We start from the raw sequence: 26,399 nt of genomic DNA, 5'->3' as shown, positions 1-26,399 counted from the left end.
CATTTTACTGACAAAAAAATTACTTTTGTGTGCTTAAGAAATTGATTTTTAAGACACAAAATGACTACCACCAAAAAAGCATCAGCCGCCCTTATTTCCGTGTTTCACAAAGACGGATTGGAACCCATTGTTAGAAAACTTGACGAACTGGGAGTTACGCTCTACTCCACAGGGGGAACCGAGAAATTTATTAAGGATTTAGGGATAAATGTGGTACCGGTAGAAGAAGTCACGGATTATCCTTCCATTTTGGGTGGACGGGTAAAAACCTTGCACCCCAAGGTATTTGGGGGAATCCTGAATCGCCAGGACAACGACGGGGATGTGGCCCAAATGACGGAATTTGAAATTCCGCAATTGGACATTGTGATAGTTGACCTATACCCGTTTGAAAACACGGTAGCCAGTGGAGCTTCGGAGCAAGATATTATTGAAAAAATTGATATTGGAGGTATCTCACTAATCCGTGCAGCAGCTAAAAATTACAAAGATGTGCTTTGCGTGTCTTCCATGGAGGACTATGAAGATTTCTTAAATGTGATTTCAGAGGGGAATGGCAATACATCGCTCGAAGACAGAAAGCGGTATGCAACAAAGGCCTTTAATGTCTCTTCCCATTACGATTCGGCCATTTTCAATTACTTCAATGCCAATGGTGATGAAACCGCATTGAAAATCAGTGAGCAAAATGGAAAAGTACTTCGCTATGGGGAGAACCCTCATCAGCAAGGAATCTTCTATGGGGATTTCGAGGCCATGTTCACTAAACTTCATGGCAAGGAGCTTTCGTATAACAATCTTTTGGATGTGGATGCCGCTGTAAATTTGATGGGAGAGTTCCATAATGACAACCCCACTTTTGCAATTCTCAAACACAACAATGCCTGTGGACTTGCCACTCGAAGCAATATCAGACAAGCCTATGTGGATGCGCTTGCTGGAGATCCGGTTTCGGCCTTTGGGGGGATTTTGATTTCCAATGTTGAAATTGATGCTGATACAGCGGAAGAAATACATAAGCTGTTCTGTGAAGTAGTCATTGCCCCGAGTTATTCGGATGAAGCATTGAACATCCTGAAAGGCAAGAAAAACAGAATCATTTTAATCCAAAACGAAGTAGCACTACCAGAAAAACTGGTAAGAACTTGTTTGAATGGGGTTTTGGTTCAGGATAAGGATTTTAAGTCAGATACAGCAGATGTATTAAAGCCCGTTACCAACCTGCAGCCATCAGCACAAGAAATTGAGGACCTTATTTTTGCCTCCAAGCTCTGCAAGCACACCAAAAGCAACACTATAGTTTTAGCTAAAAACAAACAACTTTGCGCTAGTGGAACCGGTCAGACCTCAAGAGTAGATGCCTTGAACCAAGCGATCCATAAAGCCAAGTCCTTCAATTTTGATTTGGAAGGGGCTGTGATGGCCAGTGATGCCTTCTTCCCTTTCCCGGATTGTGTGGAGATTGCCCACAAAGCAGGTGTCAAAAGTGTTATCCAACCAGGAGGTTCCATTAAGGATCAATTGAGCATAGATTATTGCAATGAAAATGGTCTTGCCATGGTAATGACAGGCACTCGGCATTTTAAACATTAATTTTAGTACATTAGCCGATAAAATTTACCGTTAATCCGAAAAACCAACGTTTTCTATGGGATTTTTTGATTTCATGACCGAGGAGATTGCCATTGACCTCGGTACTGCAAACACCCTCATTATACATTTGGATAAAGTAGTTGTTGACAGTCCCTCCATTGTGGCCCGTGACCGGGTTTCCGGCAAGATCATTGCTGTAGGAAGGGAAGCCAACATGATGCAGGGAAAAACCCATGAGAACATTAAGACCATTAGGCCTTTGAAAGATGGGGTAATTGCCGACTTTGATGCTTCGGAAAAGATGATCAATATGTTCATCAAAAACATTCCGGCACTAAAGAAAAAGTGGTTCCCTCCGGCTTTACGAATGGTCATCTGCATTCCTTCCGGTATTACCGAAGTGGAAATGCGAGCAGTGCGGGAATCCGCAGAACGTGTAAATGGCAAAGAAGTGTATTTGATTCACGAACCTATGGCTGCTGCCATTGGTATTGGTTTGGACATTATGCAGCCCAAAGGAAACATGATTGTTGATATTGGTGGTGGTACTACCGAGATTGCCGTTATTGCCTTGGGCGGAATTGTATGCGATAAATCGGTTAAGATTGCAGGGGATGTATTCACCAACGATATCATTTATTACATGCGCACCCAACACAACCTGTACGTTGGGGAAAGCACGGCCGAGGCCATCAAAATTGAAATCGGTTCGGCAACCGAAGACTTAAAGTCCCCTCCGGATGACAAATCCATTCAAGGTAGAGACTTGTTGACTGGAAAACCAAAACAAGTTCAAGTTTCCTATAGAGAAATTGCCAAGGCATTGGACAAGAGTATCCTACGCGTTGAGGATGCCGTTATGGAAACCTTGTCGCAAACACCGCCAGAACTGGCAGCTGACATCTACAATACCGGGATTTACCTAGCTGGAGGTGGATCTATGCTGAGGGGTCTGGATAGAAGATTATCCCAAAAAACCGACTTACCTGTTTACATTGCAGAAGATCCTTTAAGGGCAGTGGTACGAGGTACAGGTATTGCGCTTAAAAACCTAGAGCGCTATAAAAGTATATTGATCAAGTAGCCGGAGTCCCAAACGGCAACCCATTTTGAAAGTTTGTGGACTTTCAGTAACGATACAGTTGCATGCAGCGCATCATCAATTTTATTTTAAGTTACAGAAATGCGTTTCTTTACGGTTTCCTTATGGTCATTTCGCTTGTATTGACCATCCGATCACATTCCTACCATCAGTCCAGATTTTTTAACTCCTCCAAATGGGTTAGTGGTAATATTTATGGTACCGCAGCCAATATTTCGGCCTATTTTGGCCTACAGGAGGAAAATCAGCGTTTGGTGGAAGAAAATGAGGAATTGAGAAGATTGCTCTTCAACAATGCCACCCCCACCAATCCCATTTTACCTGATTCCATTTCCACCACTTATGAAGTAATCAGTGCCAACGTGATCAAGAATAGTTTTTCATCTCCACGGAACTACCTTACCATTGACAAAGGAAAAAATCATGGGACAGCAACGGACATGGGGGTAATAACCACCAAGGGCATTTTGGGTATTGTTGAAAATACATCCAATAAATTCTCCACGGTTCAAAGTGTGCTGAATACCAAATCCAACATCAATGCGAAAATCAAGAACACCAATCATTTTGGCTCCCTGAAATGGGATGTTGGCGATTATAATGTGGTACAATTGGTAGATATTCCAAGATTGGTTCCTTTAGTGGTTGGCGATACCATTGTTACAGGGGCCATGTCCAGTATTTTCCCCGAAAATATCCCTATTGGTGTCATCAAAAAATACGATTTGGACAATTCCAGGAGTTTTTATCATATTGATGTGGAGCTGTTCAATGACATGTCCAACATTAAGAATGTGTACCTGATCATCAACAAAAACAAGGAAGAAATACAGGAACTCGAAGCTAGAACACAGAATGAATAGTGCCTTGTTTATTAATGGACTTCGTTTTGTCTTACTTGTCTTAACACAAGTACTGATTTTCAACACCCTGAATTTTCTTGGGTTCATCAATCCATTGGTCTATGTTATTTTCTTTTATTGGTATCCCATTAAAAGCAACAGGGCCCTATTTATGCTGACTGCCTTTTTGCTGGGCTTCATGATTGATTTCTTCTCTGATACGCTGGCCTTGCATTCCATTGCATCAGTAACCGTTGCCTATATTCGTCCTGTGATCATGCGTTTCTGCTTTGGTGTGAACTATGAGTTTCAAAATTTCAGTTTCAGAAATACCACGAAAATTCAGCGGCTAACATTTTTGGGGCTATTGGTGTTGATCCATCAAGTGGTCTTTTTCTCATTTGAAGTCATGAGTCTGTCCCATTTCCTTCTCATTTTGAAAAAGGTATTTGCCACAGGTATTGTAACTTTGATAATATGTGCACTATTTAGTTCACTTTTCAGCCCCCAAAGCGAATAAATTGGAGGTTGTTCCGTTGAAATAAAAGATTCAGGGTCAAATCGGGTTTTAAATGAAAAAACTACTCTTATCTTCCATCATTGTAATCATTGGTTTTACTTTCATTGGTAGACTCTCCTATTTACAGCTGTTTCGTTTTTCGCCCGACCAAATTTTGGACGACCCAGCCATTAAAAAAATATACGATTATCCAGAACGGGGATACATCTACGACCGTAATGGGGAGCTAATGGTGGGAAACCAGGCTGCTTATGATGTCATGGTAATTCCCCGAGAGGTAAAACCTTTGGACACCTTGGAGTTCTGCAACCTCTTGGCAATAGACAAAGCCGAATTTGTAAAAAAAATGAAGAAGGCCAGAACCTATTCCCCCCGACTTCCTTCAGTGCTGGTTCCTCAATTGTCTAAAGAAGATTATGCTCGTCTTCAAGAGAAAATGCGACATTTTGAAGGCTTCTATATTCAAAAACGTTCCCTTCGCTACTATACAACTTCAGGAGCTGCCAATGTTTTAGGCTATATCAGTGAGGTAAACGAATGGGACTTGGATCGAAACCCATACTATGTGGCTGGGGAATTAAAGGGCCAAACTGGTGTTGAAAAACAATACGAAGAATTATTACGGGGTAGAAAAGGTGTAAAACACATCCAAAAAGACCGATTCAATCGGGATATTGGCCCCTATAAAGGAGGAAAACTGGACACCTTGCCCGAACAAGGGAGGGAAATTAGAATCACTCTTGACAAAAAATTGCAAGAATACGGAGAGCGATTGATGCATGGTAAACGTGGTGGAATTGTAGCCATAGAACCCAAAACCGGGGAGATTTTGGCCATGATTTCAGGACCTACCTATGACCCCTCCTTATTAGTGGGAAGGCAACGCTCCAAAAATTACAGCAAACTCCATTACGATTCCATTTCGAAACCGTTGTTTGATCGTTCCATTTCGTTTGAAAAGGAACCTGGGTCTCCATTCAAGACATTAAATGCGCTTGTGGCACTTCAAGAAGGTGTGATAGAACCCGGTACCAAGTTCCGCTGTTATAATGGGTTTTATGTTGGAAACCAGAAAAAGGGATGCCATTGTGGAGGCGGGGTACGAAATATGATATTAGGGATTCAGGAATCTTGCAACGCCTATTTTGCGGGCACGTTTCGAAAAATCTATGATAAGTTCCCCACTACGGACGAGGGGATGGACGTTTGGGAAAAGCACATTGAAAGTTTTGGTCTGGGGAATTATTTGGGCACGGACCTTCCAACGGGTAGACCCGGAAGGATTCCAGGAAAGGCCTTTTATGATAGATGGTATGGCGATGGTGGATGGGCTTCATCCACTATTATTTCCAACAGCATAGGACAGGGGGAAGTGGCTGCCACTCCACTCCAATTGGCCAATATGACTGCGGCCATTTCCAATAGGGGGTATTATTACACTCCCCATATTCTCAAAAACGTTGGTTCTTCAGGTGCTATTGACCCTAAATACACCGAACCGCATTATACCACCATAGACCGAAAACACTTTGATCCTGTTATTGAGGGCATGTCCAACGTGTACAAATACGGGACTGCCAGATGGATTCAAGTTCCAGGAATCAATATTGCAGGTAAGACCGGGACCGTGGAAAACTTTACCCGAATTAATGGCGAGAAAGTGCAGCTTACGGACAATTCGGTATTTGTGGCCTTTGCCCCAGTGGAGAACCCTAAAATTGCCTTGGCGGTATACATTGAAAATGGGTATTATGGCGGGCGGTATGCCGGTCACATCGCTTCGTTATTGATTGAAAAATATCTCAAAGGGGAAATTACCCGCAAAGATTTGGAGAAACGCATGCTTGAAAAGACCTTGGAGCATGAGTATGCCAAACCTTTAAGTGGGGAACCGTTCAAGATAAACGAGTATGTTTGGTAGAAGGGGGCTGTTTGGCAGATTGGATTGGCTTACTGTTTTTCTCTATGCACTTTTGGTTTTTATGGGTTGGGTCAATATTTACTCTACCACATTAAGTAATCCCGACCTTTCCATTTTCGATTTTTCAACCTTGTATGGCAAACAGCTATTTTTTATGGGGCTTGCCGGGTTGGGTATTGTCTTCGTATTGTTTATAGAAACCAACTTTTTTGAACGATTTGCCTCCATCTTTTACATTGCTTCCATTGTACTCTTACTTGGGCTTTTTGTCTTTGGAAAGACCATAGCTGGAGCAACTTCTTGGTACGATCTTGGCTTTTTTAACCTGCAACCTTCAGAATTGGCCAAAATGACAACCGCCTTGGCCTTGGCAAAGTACCTGAGTGATATTCAGACCGACATCAAAAATAGAAGGCATCAGCTATATGCCCTAGTGATCATTCTTTTACCTGCGCTGCTGATTTTGCCCCAACCGGATCCCGGTAGTTCCTTGATTTACTTTTCGCTCTTTTTTGTGCTTTTTAGGGAGGGTTTTCCGCTTTACTATTTGGGAATTCTATTGGTTATGGTCGTTTTGTTTGCCACCACTTTGATGTATGGAACCGTTTGGGTCTCCATTGGCTTGGTTATGCTTACCATCCTCATTTTTGGGTTCAAGAAAAAATCGACCAAAATTCCCATACTCCCATTTATTGCCATCATGGGGGTGGCCGTGTTATTTTCCTTTTCGGTTCGGTTTGTTTTTGACAGCGTTTTTGAACAACGACACCGAGATCGTTTTGCCCTTTGGCTGCGTTTGGAAAAGGATGAACAAAAATTGGAGGAAATCCGCAAGACCATTGGCTATAACACCTACCAATCCGAAAAAGCCATTGAATCTGGTGGGTTCTTCGGTAAGGGTTTTTTGGAAGGTACCCGTACCAAGGGAGACTTTGTACCCGAGCAACATACGGACTATATTTTTAGCTCTGTGGGCGAAGAATGGGGTTTCCTGGGGACCGCTTCCGTAATTCTCATATTTTCCATTTTCTTTTTACGGCTGATCTATATTGCGGAGCGGCAAAAAAATGATTTTAGTCGCATGTACGGGTATGGGGTCATTTCCATTTTGTTGATTCATTATTTTATCAACATTGGGATGGTGATTGGACTTCTGCCCACTATTGGAGTTCCACTGCCGTTTTTTAGCTACGGAGGTTCTGGGCTTATCTTTTTTACGATGCTGTTGTTTATTTTCCTGAAGCTGGATTCCAACCGATTAAAGGATGGTATTTAAAAATCCCAACCTGAAGTATTGATTCCTGCTTCGAACTTGTCTTGCCATTCTTTGGGTTGATTAACAAAGAAATCTATCCCCGAATGTTTTTCAAGCTCATCTATGGAAATTAGAAATTGATTGAGAGGTTTCTGACTTTCTCTATGTGGCACTAGGAATGCAAGGAGTTCATCCCCAGTCTTATTTTTTTTAATGATCACTTTGAAAAATGCCTCGGGAACATCAACATCCTCTTCCCCAATTTCTTCCAGGCCTTTTTCCAAAATCCCTCCCGTGATAACCACTAAATCTCCTCGTTTTTTACACCATTGTCTTACTTGTTGTTCCAAACGGTTCCAGACTCCTGCATTAAAATCCCGATCCTGGGGACTAATGTTGCTGGTATAGAAGGTCTCATTGTAAGCATATTCCGAAAACCGCCTATCCCCAGCCGGGCAAAGGTGCCCACGATCATAACCAGAACCTTTATAATTTCTCCAATCCGCCGATTTGGTTTTCACTTTGGGGTCTTCAATAAAATAAGGTCTTTGACGGTCATCATGGGTAAGATGACTTCTTTGCAACGGATAGGCTACCCACTCCGCCTGTTCATGCGGTTCACTATAGGAAAGCATAAAATGGTCATGTTCTACTATCACATCCGTAGTGGATTGGGGCAAGAAGAGTTCATCTAGTAGCAGACCATCATTGTCACTTTTTGGGTTGGAATAAGTGTCCGGAGTATAAAAATTCTCAAACACCCAAAACCCCACCACACAGGTTATAAAGAGAAGCGTATAGATGGTTTTGTTTTTCATAACCATTTCCAATTAATCATTTAGTCAAAGATTGGCATAAATTTGAAAGAAGCAAGGGGCAATTTATTGTATTTATATTCCTTTGCGAAACCATCAAAAACCAAACAACTATGAAGATAGTTTCCGTTCGCGAAAATCCAACAAGTTTGGAGCATGTTATATCCTATTTCCAACAGACTTGGAAAAGTGTACCGCCGGAGGTATATCAGGATTGCATCAGTAATTGTATTGATTCCCCTAATCCTTTACCACAATGGTATTTGTTAGAAAATAAAGGAGAAACCATAGGTTGCGCTGGACTGATTACAAATGATTTTATTAGCAGGATGGATCTATATCCTTGGATATGTGCTTTGTTCATTGAAGAGGGACATAGAGGAAAGGGTTACCCTGCCCTTCTTATTGAAAAAGCTAAAGAGGATGCACGTAAAGGTGGATTCAAGCACATTTATCTCTGCACAGAACATATAGGATATTATGAAAAGCATGGATTTCATTATGTGGGACAAGGGTATCATCCTTGGGAGGAGGAATCCAGAATCTATACCCTTAGTTTATAGGGTACAAAAAAACCGGCTTCAAAGAGCCGGTTTTCTATATTTTGAAAAATGTTTTTATTATCCCTTAACGGCGGCTAATTTTCGCTCGCTGCTTTTGATGTTGTTCAACTGAAGGTCTCGAAGCACATTAATGGCTTCCTCCACATAAATATCCCTAGCCAAATCCTTGTGCCAGCGATTTCTTTTTTCACGTAATACAGAGTCTTGGGTAAACAATTCGGTCTCATATTTCAGGGATTCAAATGTGAGTTTGGAATCATATTCCCTTAGGCTCTTGAAGTGATCTGAACGCTTCTTCGCTTCTCCCTCCTTGACCTTGAACGCGTCGTAATTCAAGGAAACAATGGTTTCATCTTGCTGCTCCTTCAACCATTTGGCATTTTCCTCAATCAACTCGATCTGTGGATTCTCAGCCATTCGTTTTTTACTATTGGCCACTGCTGTCTCAAAATCGATATAGCCTTCCCAGATTTCATAATCTGCTGGAGATATTTTATCCCAACCCAATGGATTTTCCTGATCTCTCTCTCCTAGATCGATATAACTGTAACGGTCTGGAACCACAATGTCACTCTTTACACCTTCCAACTGTGTAGAACCTCCGTTAATTCGGTAGAATTTCTGTGTTGTAAGCTTTATAGCTCCCAAATCTCCATGCTCATTGCTACGAACAATATTATCCAAAGGAATTACATTTTGAACAGTTCCCTTACCAAAAGTCTGTTTGCTACCAATAACAACAGCGCGCTTATAATCCTGCATGGCTGCTGCGAGTATCTCAGATGCAGATGCGGACAACTCATTCACCAAGATTACCAACGGGCCATCCCATTGAATGCGCTCGTCCTTATCTTCGTGTACTTCTTTTCTTTGCCCCGAAGATCTTACTTGTACAATAGGACCATCTTTGATAAAAAGTCCGGCCATTTCCACAACGGTCTTAAGCGAACCACCTCCATTATCCCGAAGGTCAAGCACTATACCTTCTACTCCAGCTTCCCTAAGTCGGTCCACTTCTTTGGCGACATCTGTTGCCGCATTTCTTTCGGTATAGTCCTCAAAATCTACATAGAACTTGGGCAAATTGATTAATCCGTATTTGTGATCTTCTCTTTTAACTGTCGCTGATTTAGCATAGGACTCTTCCAACATCACTACATCACGGGTAATGGAAACCACATCTATTGTACCGTCTACACGTCTAACGGTCAAGTCTACAATGGTACCTTTAGGCCCTTTGATCAATTTAATGGCATCGTCCAAGCGCATTCCTACAATATCAATGGGCTCTTCGCCATCTTGACCTACTTTAAGAATTTCATCACCTACTTCCAAGCTTTGTTCTCTCCAAACAGGGCCACCGGAAATGATTTCCATGATTCTGGCGCCTTCCGGCTTCTTTTGCAAACGTGCTCCAATACCTTCAAACTTTCCGGACATTCCAATATCAAACTTTTCTTTATCATCCGGAGCAAAATAGAAGGTATGCGGATCAAATTCATCCACAATAGTGTTGATGTATTGCACAAACCAATCCTTTCGCTCTAAATCATCGATAAAGTCAAAGAACTCATCCAAGGTGTTTTTTGTGTTCTCTCTTGCTTCTTCCTCCAATTCATTCCTATTCACTGACGAAGTAATACTGCTGTAAGTCAATGCATTGACATCAGCAACTTGCTCCCCGGCATCTGAAATTCTATTTTCAACCTTCCCATCAAAAACTGCCAAGGTGTTATATTTCAATTGCTTTCTCCAGCGCTCCTTTAGCTGCTTTCTGTTGGCAGCGTAATCTTGATCTTTATAATCAATATTGATGGTTTCCTCAAGGGAATAATCAAAAGGTTGGGACAGTACTTCTCTGTAAATCTCCTTTGCTTCTCCCATACGCTTCATCAAACGTTGGTACACAATATTGAAAAAAGTAATGTCAGTATTTTTTATTTCGTCATCTATCTGAAACCTATATTTTTCAAACTCCCGAATATCGCTCGCAATGAAGTATCTCTTCGTGGGGTCTAGGATATCCACGAAATCGTCAAAAACATTGGACGAAAAACTATCGTTTAGGTTTTTTGGCTCATAATGCCCCCGTTCCAAGACGTAGGTAATCAAATCCAACAACAATTTGTCCTTGTCATCGTTTTCAAAAGATTTGCTTGTAAAACTACAGGAGGCTACCGCCACAAGAATTACCAAAAGAGCTAAGGTGAAATTCTTTTTCATAAAAAGGTTGTTTAATTGGGAACGAAACTAGTTGGCTAACCAACCAAAAACTCATCACTTCATCCTCCGTTTCTACTTGTATGAATTCCCTAAGATACTGAAAAAACCGTGCCAGTCTGGTCAAGTCCGTTTAATTTTTTGTTAAACACCTAGAGCTTCATATCCTAATGAAAAACGTATTTTTACCCTATTAATTATACAAAATGGAAAAACCGCTCATCCTGGTCACCAATGATGATGGAATTACTGCCCCTGGGCTTCGATCATTGATCGGTGTAATGAAGGAAATAGGAGAGGTTGTGGTGGTTGCCCCAGATAGTCCACAATCAGGTATGGGACATGCAATTACCATTGATAGCACCCTGTATTCCAAACAGGTCATTATTGACCAAGAAGAAGGAGCTCCATTGGAGTACAGTTGTAGTGGGACTCCGGCGGATTGTGTGAAATTGGCCCTCCAAGAATTGCTTGATAGAAAACCGGATATCTGTGTTAGTGGTATCAATCACGGTTCCAATGCATCCATCAATGTTATTTATTCTGGAACCATGAGTGCTGCCATTGAGGCAGGAATTGAGGGCATTCCCGCCATTGGTTTTTCGCTATGCGATTATTCCTGGGAAGCCGATTTTGAACACACCAGCAAGTCCATCAAAAAAATTGTTACCGAAGCATTGCTTCATGGGATTCCCAAGGGTACCGTGCTCAATGTGAATTTTCCTAAAACCGATAAGGAGCCCAATGGCATCAAGGTATGCAGACAAGCCAGGGCCAATTGGAGAGAACAGTTTGATAAACGTACAAGTCCCACTGGCAAGGATTATTATTGGCTTTCCGGGGAATTTGAGCTTTTGGACAAGGGACAAGACACTGATGAGTGGGCACTTTCGCAGGGCTATGTTTCCGTGGTTCCCACCCAATTTGACCTTACCGCCCACCATGCCATTCCACAAGTAAACAATTGGTGTTTGAATGAATAACAGAAAAGAAGTTTTAATCGGGTTTGTTGTGGGTATTATTGCCAATACCTTTGGGACCCTGGGATACATTTTGATTTTTTCCGACCTTGGAATTACCGAAACCATTGAAGCCGCTATTTCCCAAGGACATGTGGGTAGCTTGCTCGCCCTTGGCGCCATTTTGAATTTGGTTGCCTTTTTTGGGTTTTTGCGACTTAAGAGGGACCATAGGGCAAGAGGGGTTATGGTGGCAACCCTACTTACAGCCCTGCTGATCATGTACTTTAAATTTTTCAAATGATCTTGACCCTTGAAAATGAATTTTTAGGATGAAGTACTACATCATTGCCGGGGAAGCATCGGGAGACCTACATGGTTCAAATTTGATTAAGGCCATTAGGCAAAAGGATGCCAATGCCCAGATCAGATGTTGGGGCGGGGATTTGATGGAACAAGCAGGCGGTGTATTGGCCAAGCATTACAAGGACATGGCTTTTATGGGGTTTTTGGAGGTCATCAAGAATATTCCCACCATCTTCAAGAACATCTCTTTTTGCAAGGAGGATATCGGAAAATTTAATCCCGATGTCGTGGTTTTCATTGATTTTTCAGGATTTAACCTTCGCATTGCAAAATGGGCCAAGGCTAACGGTTTTAGAACCAATTACTATATCTCCCCACAAATCTGGGCCTCAAGGGAAGGTAGAATCAAGAAAATTAAACGGGATATTGATCAAATGCACGTGATTCTCCCATTTGAAAAGGATTTTTACGAAAAAAAGCATGGCTATCCAGTTCATTTTGTGGGTCATCCCCTAATTGATGCCATTGACAATACAGATATCCCGGAAGAAACGGAATTTCGTTTGCAAAATTCCTTGCATCCTGAAAATCCCATTATAGCCCTGCTTCCAGGGAGTAGAAAACAAGAAGTACAAAAAATGTTGGCGGTGATGCTTTCGGTCACCAAAGATTTCCCTCAGTATCAGTTTGTGATTGCCGGTGCTCCCAGTTTATCACAGGATTTCTATTCCTCCTATAGGAATGAAAACAAAGTCGGGTATGTTTCCAATCAGACCTACACATTGTTAAAGTACTCCCACGCTGCATTGGTGACCAGTGGAACAGCCACTTTGGAAACGGCACTTTTTGGCATTCCTCAAGTGGTGTGCTACAAGGGAAACTGGATTTCGTACCAAATTGCAAAGCGCATCATTACCTTGGAATACATTTCCCTGGTCAACCTGATCATGGACAAAGAGGTTGTCAAAGAACTGATACAAAACGATTTAACAACAGCCAATCTTAAACAAGAGCTTGGCAAGATTGTTGAAGGACCAAAACGTGAAGCCATTTTGGATGACTATCAAATCCTTCGGAAAAAACTAGGTGGAAAAGGTGCCAGTCAATTAGCAGCACAATTAATTGTTGAAAATGCTTAATTTATGGCCACAAGTCATAAACCTACTTAACATGTTTCGAAACGTCCTTTGTATTCTTACCCTTTTGTTCCTGCTTGGTTGCGGGGCAAAAAAGAAGCGAACGTACAGCAAGAGCAGAACCCCCACCATTACAGTTGAAGGATCAATCGAGGAACCCACGCCACCCAAATTATCTCGAAAAGAAGAACGGGCAAATGACCAAGCCAAAAATATTATTGCCACTGCGATGACCTTTTCGGGCACCCGTTACAAATACGGGGGAACCACCGAAAAAGGCATGGATTGCTCAGGATTGGTGTTTGTTTCGCTCAAAGAAAATGATATCGAATTTCCCAGAGTATCGCACCAGATGGCGGAACATGGAAAACGAATTAAGGTAGGTCAGGTTCAAAAAGGAGACCTGCTGTACTTTAAGACCGGCAAAAGTGGCAAACGCATCAATCATGTGGGATTGGTAGTCGATGTCAACCGAAACGAAATCAAATTTATTCACGCTACAACCTCACGTGGAGTCATAGTTTCTTCCCTTAGGGAAGGATATTGGAACCACGCCTTTGTCAAGGCCATGAGGATATTGTAAATGCAACAATTTAATTTTGTGTCCATTAAGTTGACACTCTGCCTGATCATAGGCATTGTGTTGGGTTTGTATTGGAATTTTAGCTCCTATTGGGTTCTGATTCTTCTTCTTTCCCTACTTCCCTTCCTCTATTTTAGTTTCAAAAAACAAAAACGCCGAACTTTTCCTTTTTTTGAATGCCTTACAGTGGTTACCGTAATAGTTCTAGGAATTTTTACGGTAACTTTTTCAATGTCCAGCACATGGGAAGGAAGGTTTGAAAATACCAAGGAAGATGTAATTGGTTTATGGGAATTAAAGATTCAGGAAGTCCTGAAGCCGAACTCCTATTCCCAACGATGCATCACCCACTTGCATTCGTTGGACGGGAGCAAGTCAAGAGGGAAACTGCTGCTCACCCTCCCTTTGGATTCCACTTCCAAGTTGCTCAGCGTTGATGACGAGCTTGTGCTATGGGGAAAGGCAGAAACCATCCGCCCCCCTTTGAATCCCAACAGCTTTGATTATAAAGATTATCTGGCCAAACAGGGCATTCGATATCAAATCCGAGCACAACCCGATCAATTTAAAATTCAGGAAAACCCCTCATCTACTTTATACGGAATAGCCTCTCGTTTTCGGAATCAAATACTATCCAACTTGAAGCAAGAGGAGTTTGGGAAGGAAGAGTTAAGCGTGATTCAGGCCTTGGTACTGGGCCAGCGGGACGACATTTCTGAAGACACCTACAAAAGTTATAGAGATGCTGGAGCAGTCCATATTTTGGCTGTTTCTGGACTACACGTGGGCATACTGCTCCTTTTGTTCCAATTTTTTCTGTCGCCCCTGGAAAGGCTCCCAAAAGGTAAAACCTTAAAGCTGATTATGGTAGTCCTTTTTCTTTGGATGTATGCCTTTATCGCAGGATTATCACCCTCCATTGTCCGGGCCGTTACCATGTTTTCCTTTGTAGCCTACGCCATGCACCTGAACCGCCCCACCAATGCGTTTAACATCTTGGCGCTTTCCATGTTCTTTATCTTGTTGATTAAACCTTTGTTCCTGTTCCAAGTCGGTTTTCAAATGAGTTATGCTGCGGTATTTGCCATTGTTTGGTTGTATCCCAAGTTGCAACGTTTTTGGTATCCGGAAAATATCATTCTTCAAAAGTCTTGGCAACTCATGTCGGTCAGTATTGCGGCCCAATTGGGTGTTTTGCCCATAAGCCTTTATTATTTTCATCAATTTCCCGCCTTATTCTTTGTTTCCAATCTTTTGGTAGTGCCGTTTCTTGGATTGCTATTAGGTATGGGAATTTTTGTCATCGTTCTATCCTTTATCCATGCCCTGCCCCATCAAGTGGCGGAGGTATATAATTTTTTAATAGGAACCATGAATACCATAGTGGCTTGGGTGGGAAAACAGGAAGGTTTTGTTATCAGGGATATTCCATTTGACCAAATTCAGATGGTCTTGGGGTATGTTCTCATTATCGCATTGGTTCGAACGCTGTCTAAACCCAAAGTCAAAAATGTATGGTTGCTTGGAATCAGTATTCTGATGATGCAGTTATGGGTTATTTGGAACCAACAGCAATCCAATACCGTCCAAAGTTTGATTTTGGCTAATCAGACCAAACAGAGCTTGCTACTATATCAAAACGGAAACAATTTAAATATCCATGCCAATGATACCCTTCTTAATCCTTCGTGGATCGACAATTTCAAAATTGCAAAGCGCATCTCATCCTCAAAAGTGCATTCCTTAAAAAACAGCTATCACCTTAGCCAAAAAAGAATTTTTGTAATGGACAGTTTTGGTAACTATCCTCTAAAAAGTGGTGTTGATTATCTCGTACTCACCCAATCTCCCAAAGTTCATTTGGGTCGCCTCTTGGATTCTGTCGGACCCAAACTAGTTTTGGCAGATGGGAGCAACTACAAGAGTTATGTGCGTCAATGGAAAACAACTTGTGCACAAAAAGAAATCCCCTTCCAAAGTACCAGTGAAAAGGGATTTTATGTTTTCAATCTTGAAGAAGATTAATGGACATTCCCCATCAAGCGTTTCATTAAAGGCCCAAACAGTAATACTACTGCACCTGCTACCAAGGCATAAATGGCAATCAATCGGAATCCATCCAAGTACACATCCAAGGTTTCCAGACCACCAACATTGCTATCCGTACTTTCAATAGCCAATTGCTTGGAGATAAAACCAACAATCTGGAAGGCGTAAGCGGATGATAGGAACCATACCCCCATCATAAAGGCCACAATTCGTTTGGGTGATAAATCGGTAATCTTGGAAAGTCCTACCGGAGACATAAATAGTTCTCCAACGGAAATGATAAAATATAGCCAGAGCAGATAAGAGAACGGAACCATCCCATTTTCATCTGCACTACCACCGCTTAAGGATACCACATAAAATGCCAAACCTGCCAACACCAATCCCATACCAAACTTATATGGGGTTCTTGGGTTGATTTTCTTCTTGGCCATATAGGTCCACATGATAGAAATAGGAATGGACAAGATCACAATAAACATGGAGTTCAGGGCATTGGTCTGACTCGCATTGATCAAGGACAAGTCTACATTTCTGGCAGCAAACAAGGTAATCACACTGCCGTGCAATTCATGAAAGCCCCAGAAAATGGTCATAAAGAAGGTAATCAACAGAGCCATAAAGAGCTTTTTACGCTCATCCACCGTTGATTTAACCATGATGGTTGCCATATATATCAGCACGACAATCCCAACCAGATAAAACAAGAGGTTCACGATATTGGTATCGGCAAATGCAGTTCCTTCTTCTCCCAGCGACTTGTACGAATGCAATAAAAATGCAATCAAAGGTGCGGACAAAAAGGCTAATATGGGGATTAAATGTTTTTGTGGAATTCCCATCACCTTTTTTTCATACACCTCTACGCTGGGTGGTTTTCCTCCATCACCAAACACATTCTTCTTGATACCACTCCAGAAGAAGAGTAATCCGGTTAACATTCCAATTCCTGCAAGACCAAATCCGTAGTGCCATCCATAGGTTTCACCAAGCCAGCCACAGAGTAAAGGGGAAATAAATCCTCCTATGTTTATCCCCATATAAAATATGGTGAACCCAGAATCCTTTCGGGGATCTCCGTCCTTATATAGCGTTCCTACAAAGGTGGATATGTTGGGCTTAAAAAAGCCATTTCCAACAATGATTAAAGCCAAGGCCAGAAAGAAGGCAATATTATGTTCAATGGCCAACACAAAATGACCCAGGGCCATCAAAATTCCTCCTAAAAAGATGGATGCCCGCATCCCTAGAATGGAATCCGAAATCTTGCCTCCAATAACCGTGGAAGCGTAAACCAAGGAGCCATACGAAGCATAAACTGCAGCAGCGGCATAATCCCTGGTGGACAGGGCCTCGAATATTACATTAACCATATAGAGCGTGAGCAATGCACGCATTCCATAGAAACTAAAGCGTTCCCATAGCTCAGCAAAAAACAGGTAGAATAGGCCTTGTGGGTGCCCAAGAAGCTGCTTTTCGCTAGCCGGTTTTACAACATCTGACATATATTAGATAGTTTGGTTACAAATTTTCCTTGACGAACTTGGTCATCTTGCTAAATAGGTGAAGTCGGGTATTGCCCCCGTAGATCCCGTGATTTTTATCGGGATAAATAGCCCATTCAAAATCCTTGTTCGCCTGCACCAATGCCTCGATCATGCGCATGGAATTTTGCACATGCACATTGTCATCCCCCGAGCCATGCACCAAGAGGTATTTCCCCTTTAACAATTCAGGATAGTTAAAAGGTGAGTTGTCGTCATAGCCAGCAGGATTTTCCGCAGGCGTACGCATAAATCGCTCGGTGTAAATGGTATCATAGAATCGCCATGACGTGACAGGTGCAACGGCAATCGCCATTTCAAAAACATCATTCCCTTTCAACAAGCAGTTGGTACTCATGTGACCTCCATAGCTCCAACCCCAGATACCGGTGCGGTTTTCATCAATATATGGGAGTTTACTCAGTTTCTTGGCCACGGCAATCTGGTCTTCGGTCTCATATTTTACCAGATTCATATAGGTGACCTTTTTAAAGTCACGTCCTTTTAAGCCTGTTCCCCTGCCATCCACACAGGCCACAATATAGCCTTCGGATGCCAACATTTCGTGCCAGTAATCATTGCTTCCCAACCATCTGTTAGCCACTTGTTGGGAACCCGGACCACTATACTGGAACATTAAAAGTGGGTATTCTTTACTGGGATCAAAGTCGGCCGGTTTGATCATCCACATGTTCAGGTCATTCCCATTGATGCTGATGGTTGAAAATTCCTTCGGGCTAAGCTCATAACTCTCCAACTTTTGATCCAGAGTGTTATTGTCCTTGATCACCTTGAGCTGTTTCCCATCCGAAGCTTGGTGTAACGTAAATTGATACGGCGCAGTGGCACTGGAATACGTATTGATATAATAGGTAAAGCTTGCACTAAATGCCGCACCATTGGTTCCTTGTTTAGCGCTTAAAGTCTTCTTTTTCTTCCCATTTGCCCCAATGCTAAATACCCCTCTATTTATGGAGCCGTTTTCCGAGGATTGGTAATAAATTCGCTTTCGTTTTTCGTCGTAACCGTAATAGGCCGTTACCTCCCAAGGCCCTTGGGTCACTTGGTTTTTTAGCTTCCCATCTTGTCCATAAAGGTAGATATGGTTAAAACCATCCTGCTCGCTCGTCCAGATAAAACTGTCATCTGGTAAAAAGGTAAGGTCATCAGTGATGTCCACATAAGCTGCGTCCTTCTCCTCGTGCAAAAGTGTCACAGCATTGTCCTTGGCATTAACACTATACATCTTTAGGTGGTTTTGATGTCTGTTAATGGTTTGGACACTCAATTCATTGGGATTGTTCTTCCATTTGATTCTGGGGATGTAATACGCATTTCCCAAATCAACATCAGAAGTATTTCCAGCGGAAACATCGTACATATGAAGACTTACTGTCGCATTCTCCTCCCCGGCTTTAGGATACTTGAATTCGTATTGAAAAGGATACAGGTTTTGACCGTAAACATCCATGGCATAAAGAGGAACATTGGACTCATCAAATCGAAGGAAGGCGATCTTGCTCCCATTACTGTTCCAAGCAAAAGCACGTACAAAAGCAAACTCTTCTTCATAAACCCAATCGGTAACACCATTGATAATGGCTCCCTTACTACCGTCCAAAGTGATCTGCTTTGTGGCTCTGGAGGCTAGATCAAAAACATAAATGTTGTTGTTTTGAACATAAGCAACCGCCGAACCGTCTGGAGAAAGCAAAGGTTCCTGAATCTTTTGATCAGAAACCTTTATGATATTCTTGCCAACTACGTCATATACATAATAAACGCCGAGTCGTGAATGTCTAAAAATAGGCTCTATTTCTGTGGCCAATAATACTTTGGTCTCATCTTTACTAAAGGTATATGAACTGAAAAAGGGAACATCTCCGGAAGAAGCTACAATGGTTTCCACCTTTTCTGAGGTTTCATAATTGTATTTGTCCAGACTACTTGATCTTGGAGACCTATTGAAATTAAGAACCGTATAGTCCGTTCCATTTTTCATGGAGCGAAGCGCGTCCATGTATTCTGTTCTAAAGGACCCTTGCCAGATGTCCTCAAGGGTTATTTTCTTTTTTTGGGCTTGTGAAAGTGTTAAAAATCCGAGGGTAAAAATGTAAATTAGGAATTTGTTTCCCATGAATACTGATAATTGATTAAAAACCGTCAAGTTTACTAATATTTTGTCAATTAATAAACTATGTGTTTACACTTAACACTGGAAATCTTTCCGATTTGATCTAAATCATCACCTAAAATGGGATTATCCTTATATTTGAATCCTTTAACCAAGCACCATGAATACTCCCGTTGAAGGATTTTCCAAGCTTTCCAAAAGCGAAAAAATCAATTGGATTGCGGAACATTACACCAAGAATCCTATCGCTTCCAAAAAGCTATTGGAACAATACTGGAACGAAGATCCCAAAGTTCAAAAGGTGCATGATGAGTTTATCGAAAATACCTTATCCAACTATTACCTTCCATTTGCGGTAGCGCCCAATTTTTTGCTCAATGGAAAGTTCTATGCCATACCCATGGTCATTGAGGAAAGTTCCGTGGTCGCAGCGGCGAGCAATGCGGCCAAGTTCTGGTTGAATCGTGGTGGGTTCAAATCCGAAATTGTGGGTACAGAAAAAGTGGGCCAGGTTCATTTTATGTTTCATGGCGACACGGGCAAGCTCCCATCATTCTTTCAACAGCTTAAGCCAAAATTAATTAACAGCGTTTCCGCCATCACCAAAAACATGGAAAAACGCGGCGGTGGGATAAACAACATTGAACTCCGAAGTCTGGATGATAAGCTTAAGGGATATCATCAATTGCACTGCACTTTTGAAACTTTGGACGCCATGGGCGCCAATTTCATCAACTCCTGTTTAGAGCAGTTTGCCAAGACTCTAAAATCCGAAGCCAAAACGTATTCAGCATTCACACCTGAAGAATCCGAATTGGAGGTAGTCATGAGTATCCTTTCCAATTACGTCCCCCAATGTTTGGTAAAAGCAGAGGTAAGCTGTCCCGTATCCGACTTGGATCAAGCTGGCATCCCCGGTAAAGAATTTGCTGAAAAAATAGTTCGGGCTGTAGAAATAGCCAAGGTAGAACCGCACAGGGCGGTGACACACAATAAAGGAATTATGAACGGGGTGGACGCCGTGGTTCTGGCCACTGGAAACGACTTTAGGGCTATTGAGGCAGGGGTACATGCCTATGCAGCAAAAGACGGGCATTACTCCAGTTTAACCCATGCCAAAATTGAAGATGGCATCTTTTCATTTTGGATTGAATTGCCTCTGGCCTTGGGTACCGTGGGCGGACTTACATCACTTCATCCTATGGTTAAACTTGCTCTGGAAATTCTAGGGGAGCCTACCGCCAAGGAACTGATGCAAGTAGTCGCGGTTGCCGGATTGGCCCAAAATTTTGCCGCTTTGCGATCCTTGGTCACCACCGGAATCCAAAAAGGGCATATGAAAATGCACTTGATGAATATGCTCAACCAAATGGGTGCCACAGAAAGTGAAAAACAACAGCTTGTACAGTATTTTAAGGACCATACGGTTACCAATGCATCCGTTAAGGAGGCCTTGGAAAAGATCCAATCGCAATAATGCAGCAAGAATATTATAGCCATGGAAAACTATTACTTTCAGGGGAGTACGCTATTCTGGATGGAGCTGTTGGGCTTGCCGTACCTACAAAGTTTGGACAATCCCTTAAGCTTGTTCCATCTAGCAGTCCATTTTTAGGGTGGACGAGTTTCGATACCGATGGACAACTGTGGTTTGAAGCTGAATTTGAGGTTCCAAATCTTAAGCTAAGGATAAGTTCAGATGAAAAAATGGCCAATCGACTGTTGGAAGTCCTTACAGCTGCACAATCCTTGAATCCAAACTTCTTGGTTGATGGCCAAGAGCGGAGTGTGGAAACCTTCTTGACCTTTCCAAGAGATTGGGGGTTGGGCACTTCGTCTACCCTGATAAATAACATGGCTTTATGGGCCAAGGTGGATGCCCACGACTTATTGCAAAGAACTTTTGGGGGTAGCGGTTACGATCTTGCCTGCGCACAGCACAACTCTCCTTTGTTATACCATCTTAAGGACAACCACCCTACAGTTCAAGAAGTTCGCTTTGATCCTCCCTTTAAAGAAAATCTATTTTTCGTCTATCTCAATGAAAAACGAAATAGTAGGGATGCCATTGCCAACTACCGCTCGCTTGAATTTGACAAAGCTGAATTGATCCATAAATTGACCACCATCACCAAAAACATGGCAATTTGCAGTACCCTAGAAGAGTTCCTGGCGCTGATGGATTTGCATGAACAAACCTTGTCCGAAGTACTAAAAGTACCCACGGTTCAAAACAGATTATTCCCGGATTTTCCTAAATCCATTAAAAGTCTGGGTGCTTGGGGTGGTGATTTTGTAATGGCAGCCGGCACCAAAAAAGATCAGCAGTATTTTACGGATAAGGGATACCACACTGTATTATCTTATTCGGATATGGTTCTTTGATCCTACCACTTTTTTGTTTGTATACAACCTACCTTCCTCCTTTTCAATAGATCCAATCTTAAGAAAACACCTCATTTTGCCTCATCCGTAAACTGAAACAGGGCATTCGTCAATTCAGGGCCTGAAAACATACACATTTTTCACAATTTGACTGCCGGGGTCATTCATATAGGTGATTCCGAATCGATTTTGAAAATTCAGATGCTATGTTCTCTTGGGATTACACGTTTTTCTTCTTCTTGCTTCAAATACTCCTAATCACTGTTATTTTTCTATGGAAAAAGAAGAAAAACCACCACGAACAAAAGATGGCGCTACTTTTTTTGGTGCTGTTGTCCTATAATGCTTTCCTGACATATTATGGTTGGACCAACTCCAAAGACGAGTTTTACTTAGTGATGAGTTATGTCCAATTTGTGCCTTTGGTTCTGCTCACCATTACTTTTTACATAAAGCCTTGGCAACTCGGATTTTTAACCCGAAGGACGCCAAAGGTTAAAATGTCATTCGGGAAAAATCACAAGTATGAAAAAACAGGTCTGTCCAAAGCCTTTTCCGAAGAGTTGAAAACCAAACTGGAACATTTGATGATGACCCAAAAACCCTATTTGAATCAAGAATTAAGACTGGATGACATTGCCAAAATGTTGGACATTTCCAGACATCATGCATCTCAGGTGATCAACGAGAATTTTGGGCTCAATTTCTATGATTATATCAATGGCTATAGAATAGAAGCAGCCAAAAATCGATTGACATCCAACTCGGAAACTGCAATCCCATCCATTTCAGAAATAGCCTATCAATGTGGGTTTAACAATAGGGTTTCATTTTATAAGGCATTCAGAAAAATTACCCATTCCACACCTTCGGAATTTATGGGCAAGGTAGCTTAAAGTCATCGGCTCCTACCAGCTAAAATCGATGGCAAAGGCAATTTACCCCAGAGGGCCTATCACCTAGTCATATTCCATAGCGCTTTAACCAATCTACTTGTATCCTCAACCAGCTAGAATTTTGAATCATGAGCTGGCTTGTAAATCTCCTTCGGCAATTGTGTAAAGGTTTTTAAGGGTTAACAAAGTCCGTGTTTTCAATTCGTTTTTTTGCTCGGCAATCTTCCAAAAACAGGAGCCAAACTTTTCTTCCCCATTTATTTCCATGAGGATTATTTGAATTAGCTAACAAATACAAAGTTGAACTCCTGTTTGGTCGATCGCTCTGACTAACTCTTAATAAATATTTATGAAATCAAAAAATCTATGCATGATGCTGGTGCTATTGCTTTGCATAAGCGCAACCGCACTGGCACAAGAGAAGAATGTTTCGGGTACCGTTTCCGACCAAAACGGATTTCCACTCCCGGGTGTTAACATTGTAGTTTCTGGAACAACAATTGGCACCCAATCCGATTTTGATGGCAAGTATTCCATTGCAGCCGGCCAAGGTCAAACTTTGGTATTCTCCTATCTGGGCCAAATGGATGTTCGGGTTGCTGTGGGAGCAAGCAATACCATCAATGTTCAAATGGAAGAGGATGCTGAAGCATTACAGGAGGTTGTAGTTGTGGGCGCCTTTGGAATTAAAAAACAAGCACGTTCATTAGGTTATGCCGCAACCAAGGTTTCCGCAGATGATCTTACCGAAGTAGTCAACACAAATCCGTTAGAATCTCTTTCTGGATCGGTTCCAGGTGTGGACATCTCCGCACCTGCACAACCAGGTGCTTCTGCCAAGGTAATTTCAAGAGGATTTGGATCCATCACAGGTAGCAATACTCCTCTTTATGTAATCAACGGTTCACCCGTTCTCGACAGGGCCAACGGATCAATTTTAACTACAAGTTCATTTGATGTAGGTTCAGGGGTTGTGGATTTAGATCCCAACAATATAGAAAGTATAAACTTTCTAAAAGGAGCAGCCGCTACTGCCCTTTATGGTTCTAGGGCAGCCAACGGAGCCATAATAATTACCACCAAAACTGGCAAAGGAAGATTGAAAGTGGACATAAGTTCTTCCATCGATTTTAACGAAGTAGGAAAATTGGTGGACAAGCAACAAAAGTTCGGTACCGGATGGTCGGGACATTCCTATTCCAATGTTACTGGGGAAGGTCCATTAGCGGCAAGTAATGAAAATGGCTCTTGGGGAGCTCCCTTTGATGGCGAAGTTAGAGCATGGAGTCGAATCGTGGACAATACCCAACTAATTAAACCTTATGTCCCCCTAGAAGACAATGTCAGGGAGTTTTTTGACATAGGTCAAACGTACACAAACTCCATTACTATTAGTGGTGGAGACGAAAATGCCAATATGGCTTTTACTTATTCTAGAGTGGATTCAGACGGGATTTTCCCTACTGATTCAGATTCCTTCAAAAAGGACAATTTTGGCTTGAATACGGGATTAAAAGTAGATAAGCTCGCCATCAGGGCAAGTGCGAACTTTACCAACAAAGATCAATGGGCAGTACCTTCTGGTCAGGGAGATGATGCCGCATTTGGTAAATCATTGATGCAAGAAATGATTCAGATGCCCAATGATATCAGTATTGTTGACATGGAAGATCAATCCAACATCTTCAATACCCCTAGTTACTTCTACACTCCCTATGCTGCCAATCCCTATGTTTCTTTAGAGAGCAATAAGGTTAGGTCTTTAAAGAATCGGTTCTTTGGAAATGTGAACCTGAACTATCGGTTTAATGACAATTTTAATTTAATCTTTCAGGTAGGTGGTGATGTAGACAATGAATACATTAAACGGACAGGTGCAATTATTACTTATATCGATGGCGCTCCACAAAATTTAGCAGGTTCTAACGAAGTGGTAGGTGCTGTAGGGGAATATAAATATTCAAATAAGGAATTGGACACCTATTTGAACTTAAATTTCAATAAGGATCTGTCTGAAAATCTTAATTTGAATATTCTTGCAGGTTTTAATTATAATCAGCGGAATGGTGATGCCCTTTCTGTTGCGGTAACAGATTTGGACTTACCCAACTTTTATGAATTGAGCAATTCCGCCTCAACTCCTTCCCTCGGTCAAAGTAATTACCTCCGAAGGGTATTTGGGCTTTATGGCAGTGCGGAGCTAGGCTTCATGAATCGTTACTTCCTAACCCTCACGGCGAGAAATGACAATTCATCTACCCTACCCATTGAGAACAACTCCTATTTTTACCCCTCCGCTTCTTTGGCGGCAGTAGTAGTTGACACGAATTCGAGTTTTGTCAAACTAAGAGGTGGGTATGCCCGAATTGGCAACGACACTGGATTATACCAGGTATATTCCACTGCAGGACAGGCAGTAAATGCCGGATATTTTGGCGCCATAGAATATCCGTTTGCAGGACTGAATAGTTACGAGGTATTTGGCCGAATTGAAAATCAAAACTTAAAACCAGAGATTACTGATGAGCTTGAGATTGGACTCGAAACCCAGTTCTTTAACAACCGATTGGGTCTAGACGTTTCGGTATATCAGCGCGACACTAAAGATCTCATTGTTGATCTGAACGTTCCCCGATCCACAGGATATAATCAGATTACTGGAAATTTTGTAGACCTACAGAACAAGGGTATAGAACTGGCCTTTACGGCCAAGCCCATCCGTACCCAAGATTTTGAATGGAGCTTGACCTATACCTTCGCTAAAAATGAAAGCGAAGTAACCCATGTAGAAGGGGAACAAGAGTTCGACGAAAACGGTGATGAAATCAAAAAGAAGATTTCAATCTATTCTGCCTATGACATAAACTTTTATGCACAAGAAGGACAGCCATTAGGAGTATTTTATGGCCCTGCCCCGGAAACAACAAATGATGGCGAAATCATTGCCGATCCCAATACTGGATATTATACCTATGATGGAGAAGAGCATTTCCTAGGGACTTCACAACGAGATTTCATTATGGGTCTGCAGAATTCCTTTGAATATAAAGGTCTGAGGTTATCCGCAAACTGGGACTGGAAACAGGGCGGTAAGATGTACTCTTACACCAAAAGGTTGAGTTATTTTGTTGGGAATGGTCAAGAAACCACCTATAACGACAGAAATCCGTTCATTCTTCCCAACTCCGTAGTTGCCGTAACGGATGAGCAGGGCAATGTAACCGGTTATGAAGAGAACAGCACATACGTAGATTATGAAGATGTGACTGCCTTTTATAATGCAAGCCAAAATCAGGCTATACAAAGCGAGCATATCATTGATAAATCCTTTATTAGGTTGCGGTCGGCCGCACTGACGTATACCTTTCCCAACAAATTTGTTCAATCTGTTGGGTTAACCGGTATGTCGCTGTCTTTGTATGGCAAAAACCTCTTTTTGTGGACTCCCAGCGACAATACTTATGTAGATCCCGAAACCACTTCCTACGGAAGGGGAATTAGAAGTGAATTTGGGGAGTTTGCAACCAACCCGGCCCAACGGGCTTACGGAGCTCGTGTAAAATTCTCATTTTAAAA

At 42.0% G+C, this 26,399-nt stretch carries 20 protein-coding genes; 16 read left to right on the top strand and 4 right to left on the bottom strand.

Annotated elements, in window-relative coordinates; all coding sequences use genetic code 11:
- The first annotated feature begins 60 nt into the window (after positions 1 to 60).
- From purH to rodA, 6 genes are all read left to right on the top strand, one after another.
- A complete protein-coding gene (gene purH, locus FGG15_RS15650) occupies positions 61 to 1,593 on the top strand; it encodes a bifunctional phosphoribosylaminoimidazolecarboxamide formyltransferase/IMP cyclohydrolase (RefSeq protein ID WP_138837915.1) in 1,533 nt (510 codons plus the stop codon).
- Between the two features lie 55 nt (positions 1,594 to 1,648).
- On the top strand, positions 1,649 to 2,677 hold the full coding sequence (locus FGG15_RS15645; RefSeq protein WP_036380166.1) for a rod shape-determining protein: 1,029 nt from the start codon (positions 1,649 to 1,651) through the stop codon (positions 2,675 to 2,677).
- A 62-nt stretch (positions 2,678 to 2,739) separates the two neighbouring features.
- Positions 2,740 to 3,558: a rod shape-determining protein MreC gene (gene mreC / locus FGG15_RS15640; protein WP_138837913.1), complete on the top strand. Its 819-nt coding sequence runs from the start codon at positions 2,740 to 2,742 to the stop codon at positions 3,556 to 3,558.
- The gene (locus FGG15_RS15635; RefSeq protein ID WP_138837911.1) at positions 3,551 to 4,057 is read left to right on the top strand and encodes a rod shape-determining protein MreD; all 507 of its coding nucleotides are present in this window, start codon (positions 3,551 to 3,553) and stop codon (positions 4,055 to 4,057) included. The genes mreC and FGG15_RS15635 overlap by 8 nt, the downstream gene beginning before the upstream one ends.
- Positions 4,058 to 4,109: 52 nt before the next feature.
- Positions 4,110 to 5,978, top strand: coding sequence for a peptidoglycan D,D-transpeptidase FtsI family protein (locus FGG15_RS15630; RefSeq protein ID WP_138837909.1), 1,869 nt, complete (start codon positions 4,110 to 4,112; stop codon positions 5,976 to 5,978).
- Positions 5,968 to 7,254 (top strand): rod shape-determining protein RodA, encoded by a 1,287-nt coding sequence (rodA, locus tag FGG15_RS15625; RefSeq protein WP_138837907.1) that lies wholly within the window; start codon positions 5,968 to 5,970, stop codon positions 7,252 to 7,254. The genes FGG15_RS15630 and rodA overlap by 11 nt, the downstream gene beginning before the upstream one ends.
- Here the strand turns inward: rodA and FGG15_RS15620 are convergent.
- Positions 7,251 to 8,051 (bottom strand): DNA/RNA non-specific endonuclease, encoded by an 801-nt coding sequence (locus FGG15_RS15620; protein WP_138837905.1) that lies wholly within the window; start codon positions 8,049 to 8,051, stop codon positions 7,251 to 7,253. The two genes, rodA and FGG15_RS15620, sit on opposite strands and share 4 nt — an antisense overlap.
- 110 nt (positions 8,052 to 8,161) lie before the next feature.
- Here FGG15_RS15620 and FGG15_RS15615 point away from each other — a divergent pair, with 110 nt between their 5' ends.
- The gene (locus FGG15_RS15615) at positions 8,162 to 8,611 is read left to right on the top strand and encodes a GNAT family N-acetyltransferase (protein WP_138837903.1); all 450 of its coding nucleotides are present in this window, start codon (positions 8,162 to 8,164) and stop codon (positions 8,609 to 8,611) included.
- Between the two features lie 57 nt (positions 8,612 to 8,668).
- Here FGG15_RS15615 and FGG15_RS15610 read toward each other — a convergent pair whose 3' ends face one another.
- Positions 8,669 to 10,834 carry a carboxy terminal-processing peptidase gene (locus tag FGG15_RS15610; RefSeq protein ID WP_138837901.1) on the bottom strand — a complete coding sequence of 722 codons (2,166 nt, stop codon included), beginning with the start codon at positions 10,832 to 10,834 and terminating at the stop codon, positions 8,669 to 8,671.
- Between the two features lie 203 nt (positions 10,835 to 11,037).
- On the opposite strand from FGG15_RS15610, the gene surE reads away from it, so the two are divergent.
- From surE to FGG15_RS15585, 5 genes are read left to right on the top strand one after another with little or no spacing between them, the layout of a single operon-like run.
- Positions 11,038 to 11,814, top strand: coding sequence for a 5'/3'-nucleotidase SurE (gene surE / locus FGG15_RS15605; RefSeq protein WP_138837899.1), 777 nt, complete (start codon positions 11,038 to 11,040; stop codon positions 11,812 to 11,814).
- Complete coding sequence (locus tag FGG15_RS15600) at positions 11,807 to 12,094, top strand: hypothetical protein (RefSeq protein ID WP_138837897.1); 288 nt, start codon at positions 11,807 to 11,809, stop codon at positions 12,092 to 12,094. Before surE ends, FGG15_RS15600 begins: the two co-directional genes overlap by 8 nt.
- A gap of 28 nt (positions 12,095 to 12,122) precedes the next feature.
- Positions 12,123 to 13,235, top strand: coding sequence for a lipid-A-disaccharide synthase (gene lpxB, locus FGG15_RS15595; protein ID WP_138837895.1), 1,113 nt, complete (start codon positions 12,123 to 12,125; stop codon positions 13,233 to 13,235).
- A 31-nt stretch (positions 13,236 to 13,266) separates the two neighbouring features.
- Positions 13,267 to 13,815, top strand: coding sequence for a C40 family peptidase (locus tag FGG15_RS15590; RefSeq protein WP_138837893.1), 549 nt, complete (start codon positions 13,267 to 13,269; stop codon positions 13,813 to 13,815).
- A complete protein-coding gene (locus FGG15_RS15585; protein ID WP_237561833.1) occupies positions 13,816 to 15,840 on the top strand; it encodes a ComEC/Rec2 family competence protein in 2,025 nt (674 codons plus the stop codon).
- On the opposite strand, the gene FGG15_RS15580 is transcribed toward FGG15_RS15585, so the two are convergent.
- Both FGG15_RS15580 and FGG15_RS15575 read right to left on the bottom strand, forming a co-directional pair.
- Entirely contained in the window at positions 15,837 to 17,369 is a 1,533-nt protein-coding gene (locus FGG15_RS15580) for a peptide MFS transporter (protein ID WP_138837889.1), read from the bottom strand. The two genes, FGG15_RS15585 and FGG15_RS15580, sit on opposite strands and share 4 nt — an antisense overlap.
- A 16-nt stretch (positions 17,370 to 17,385) precedes the next feature.
- Positions 17,386 to 19,545 carry a S9 family peptidase gene (locus FGG15_RS15575; protein WP_138837887.1) on the bottom strand — a complete coding sequence of 720 codons (2,160 nt, stop codon included), beginning with the start codon at positions 19,543 to 19,545 and terminating at the stop codon, positions 17,386 to 17,388.
- A 157-nt stretch (positions 19,546 to 19,702) separates the two neighbouring features.
- Here FGG15_RS15575 and FGG15_RS15570 point away from each other — a divergent pair, with 157 nt between their 5' ends.
- The 4 genes from FGG15_RS15570 (at position 19,703) to FGG15_RS15555 (ending at position 26,397) form a co-directional block, all read left to right on the top strand.
- Entirely contained in the window at positions 19,703 to 21,019 is a 1,317-nt protein-coding gene (locus FGG15_RS15570; protein WP_138837884.1) for a hydroxymethylglutaryl-CoA reductase, degradative, read from the top strand.
- A complete protein-coding gene (locus FGG15_RS15565) occupies positions 21,019 to 21,927 on the top strand; it encodes a GYDIA family GHMP kinase (RefSeq protein ID WP_138837882.1) in 909 nt (302 codons plus the stop codon). Before FGG15_RS15570 ends, FGG15_RS15565 begins: the two co-directional genes overlap by 1 nt.
- A 308-nt stretch (positions 21,928 to 22,235) precedes the next feature.
- Positions 22,236 to 22,823: a helix-turn-helix domain-containing protein gene (locus FGG15_RS15560; protein WP_161991979.1), complete on the top strand. Its 588-nt coding sequence runs from the start codon at positions 22,236 to 22,238 to the stop codon at positions 22,821 to 22,823.
- A gap of 349 nt (positions 22,824 to 23,172) precedes the next feature.
- On the top strand, positions 23,173 to 26,397 hold the full coding sequence (locus tag FGG15_RS15555; protein WP_138837878.1) for a SusC/RagA family TonB-linked outer membrane protein: 3,225 nt from the start codon (positions 23,173 to 23,175) through the stop codon (positions 26,395 to 26,397).
- Positions 26,398 to 26,399: the final 2 nt, after the last annotated feature.

The organism is Flagellimonas algicola, assembly GCF_005937185.1.
Taxonomy (GTDB): Bacteria; Bacteroidota; Bacteroidia; order Flavobacteriales; family Flavobacteriaceae; genus Flagellimonas; species Flagellimonas algicola.
This window is presented reverse-complemented; position numbering and strand designations above follow the sequence as displayed.

Excerpts from the sequence above, each read along its gene's own strand:
- FGG15_RS15575 (WP_138837887.1), bottom strand. The coding sequence starts at position 19,545 with ATGGGAAACAAATTCCTAATTTACATTTTTACCCTCGGATTTTTAACA.
- FGG15_RS15570 (WP_138837884.1), top strand. The coding sequence starts at position 19,703 with ATGAATACTCCCGTTGAAGGATTTTCCAAGCTTTCCAAAAGCGAAAAA.
- FGG15_RS15555 (WP_138837878.1), top strand. The coding sequence starts at position 23,173 with ATGAAATCAAAAAATCTATGCATGATGCTGGTGCTATTGCTTTGCATA.
- FGG15_RS15635 (WP_138837911.1), top strand. The coding sequence starts at position 3,551 with ATGAATAGTGCCTTGTTTATTAATGGACTTCGTTTTGTCTTACTTGTC.
- FGG15_RS15630 (WP_138837909.1), top strand. The coding sequence starts at position 4,110 with ATGAAAAAACTACTCTTATCTTCCATCATTGTAATCATTGGTTTTACT.
- surE (WP_138837899.1), top strand. The coding sequence starts at position 11,038 with ATGGAAAAACCGCTCATCCTGGTCACCAATGATGATGGAATTACTGCC.
- FGG15_RS15620 (WP_138837905.1), bottom strand. The coding sequence starts at position 8,051 with ATGAAAAACAAAACCATCTATACGCTTCTCTTTATAACCTGTGTGGTG.
- FGG15_RS15560 (WP_161991979.1), top strand. The coding sequence starts at position 22,236 with ATGGCGCTACTTTTTTTGGTGCTGTTGTCCTATAATGCTTTCCTGACA.
- rodA (WP_138837907.1), top strand. The coding sequence starts at position 5,968 with ATGTTTGGTAGAAGGGGGCTGTTTGGCAGATTGGATTGGCTTACTGTT.
- FGG15_RS15600 (WP_138837897.1), top strand. The coding sequence starts at position 11,807 with ATGAATAACAGAAAAGAAGTTTTAATCGGGTTTGTTGTGGGTATTATT.
- lpxB (WP_138837895.1), top strand. The coding sequence starts at position 12,123 with ATGAAGTACTACATCATTGCCGGGGAAGCATCGGGAGACCTACATGGT.
- mreC (WP_138837913.1), top strand. The coding sequence starts at position 2,740 with ATGCAGCGCATCATCAATTTTATTTTAAGTTACAGAAATGCGTTTCTT.
- FGG15_RS15645 (WP_036380166.1), top strand. The coding sequence starts at position 1,649 with ATGGGATTTTTTGATTTCATGACCGAGGAGATTGCCATTGACCTCGGT.
- FGG15_RS15610 (WP_138837901.1), bottom strand. The coding sequence starts at position 10,834 with ATGAAAAAGAATTTCACCTTAGCTCTTTTGGTAATTCTTGTGGCGGTA.
- FGG15_RS15585 (WP_237561833.1), top strand. The coding sequence starts at position 13,816 with ATGCAACAATTTAATTTTGTGTCCATTAAGTTGACACTCTGCCTGATC.
- FGG15_RS15580 (WP_138837889.1), bottom strand. The coding sequence starts at position 17,369 with ATGTCAGATGTTGTAAAACCGGCTAGCGAAAAGCAGCTTCTTGGGCAC.
- FGG15_RS15615 (WP_138837903.1), top strand. The coding sequence starts at position 8,162 with ATGAAGATAGTTTCCGTTCGCGAAAATCCAACAAGTTTGGAGCATGTT.
- FGG15_RS15590 (WP_138837893.1), top strand. The coding sequence starts at position 13,267 with ATGTTTCGAAACGTCCTTTGTATTCTTACCCTTTTGTTCCTGCTTGGT.
- FGG15_RS15565 (WP_138837882.1), top strand. The coding sequence starts at position 21,019 with ATGCAGCAAGAATATTATAGCCATGGAAAACTATTACTTTCAGGGGAG.
- purH (WP_138837915.1), top strand. The coding sequence starts at position 61 with ATGACTACCACCAAAAAAGCATCAGCCGCCCTTATTTCCGTGTTTCAC.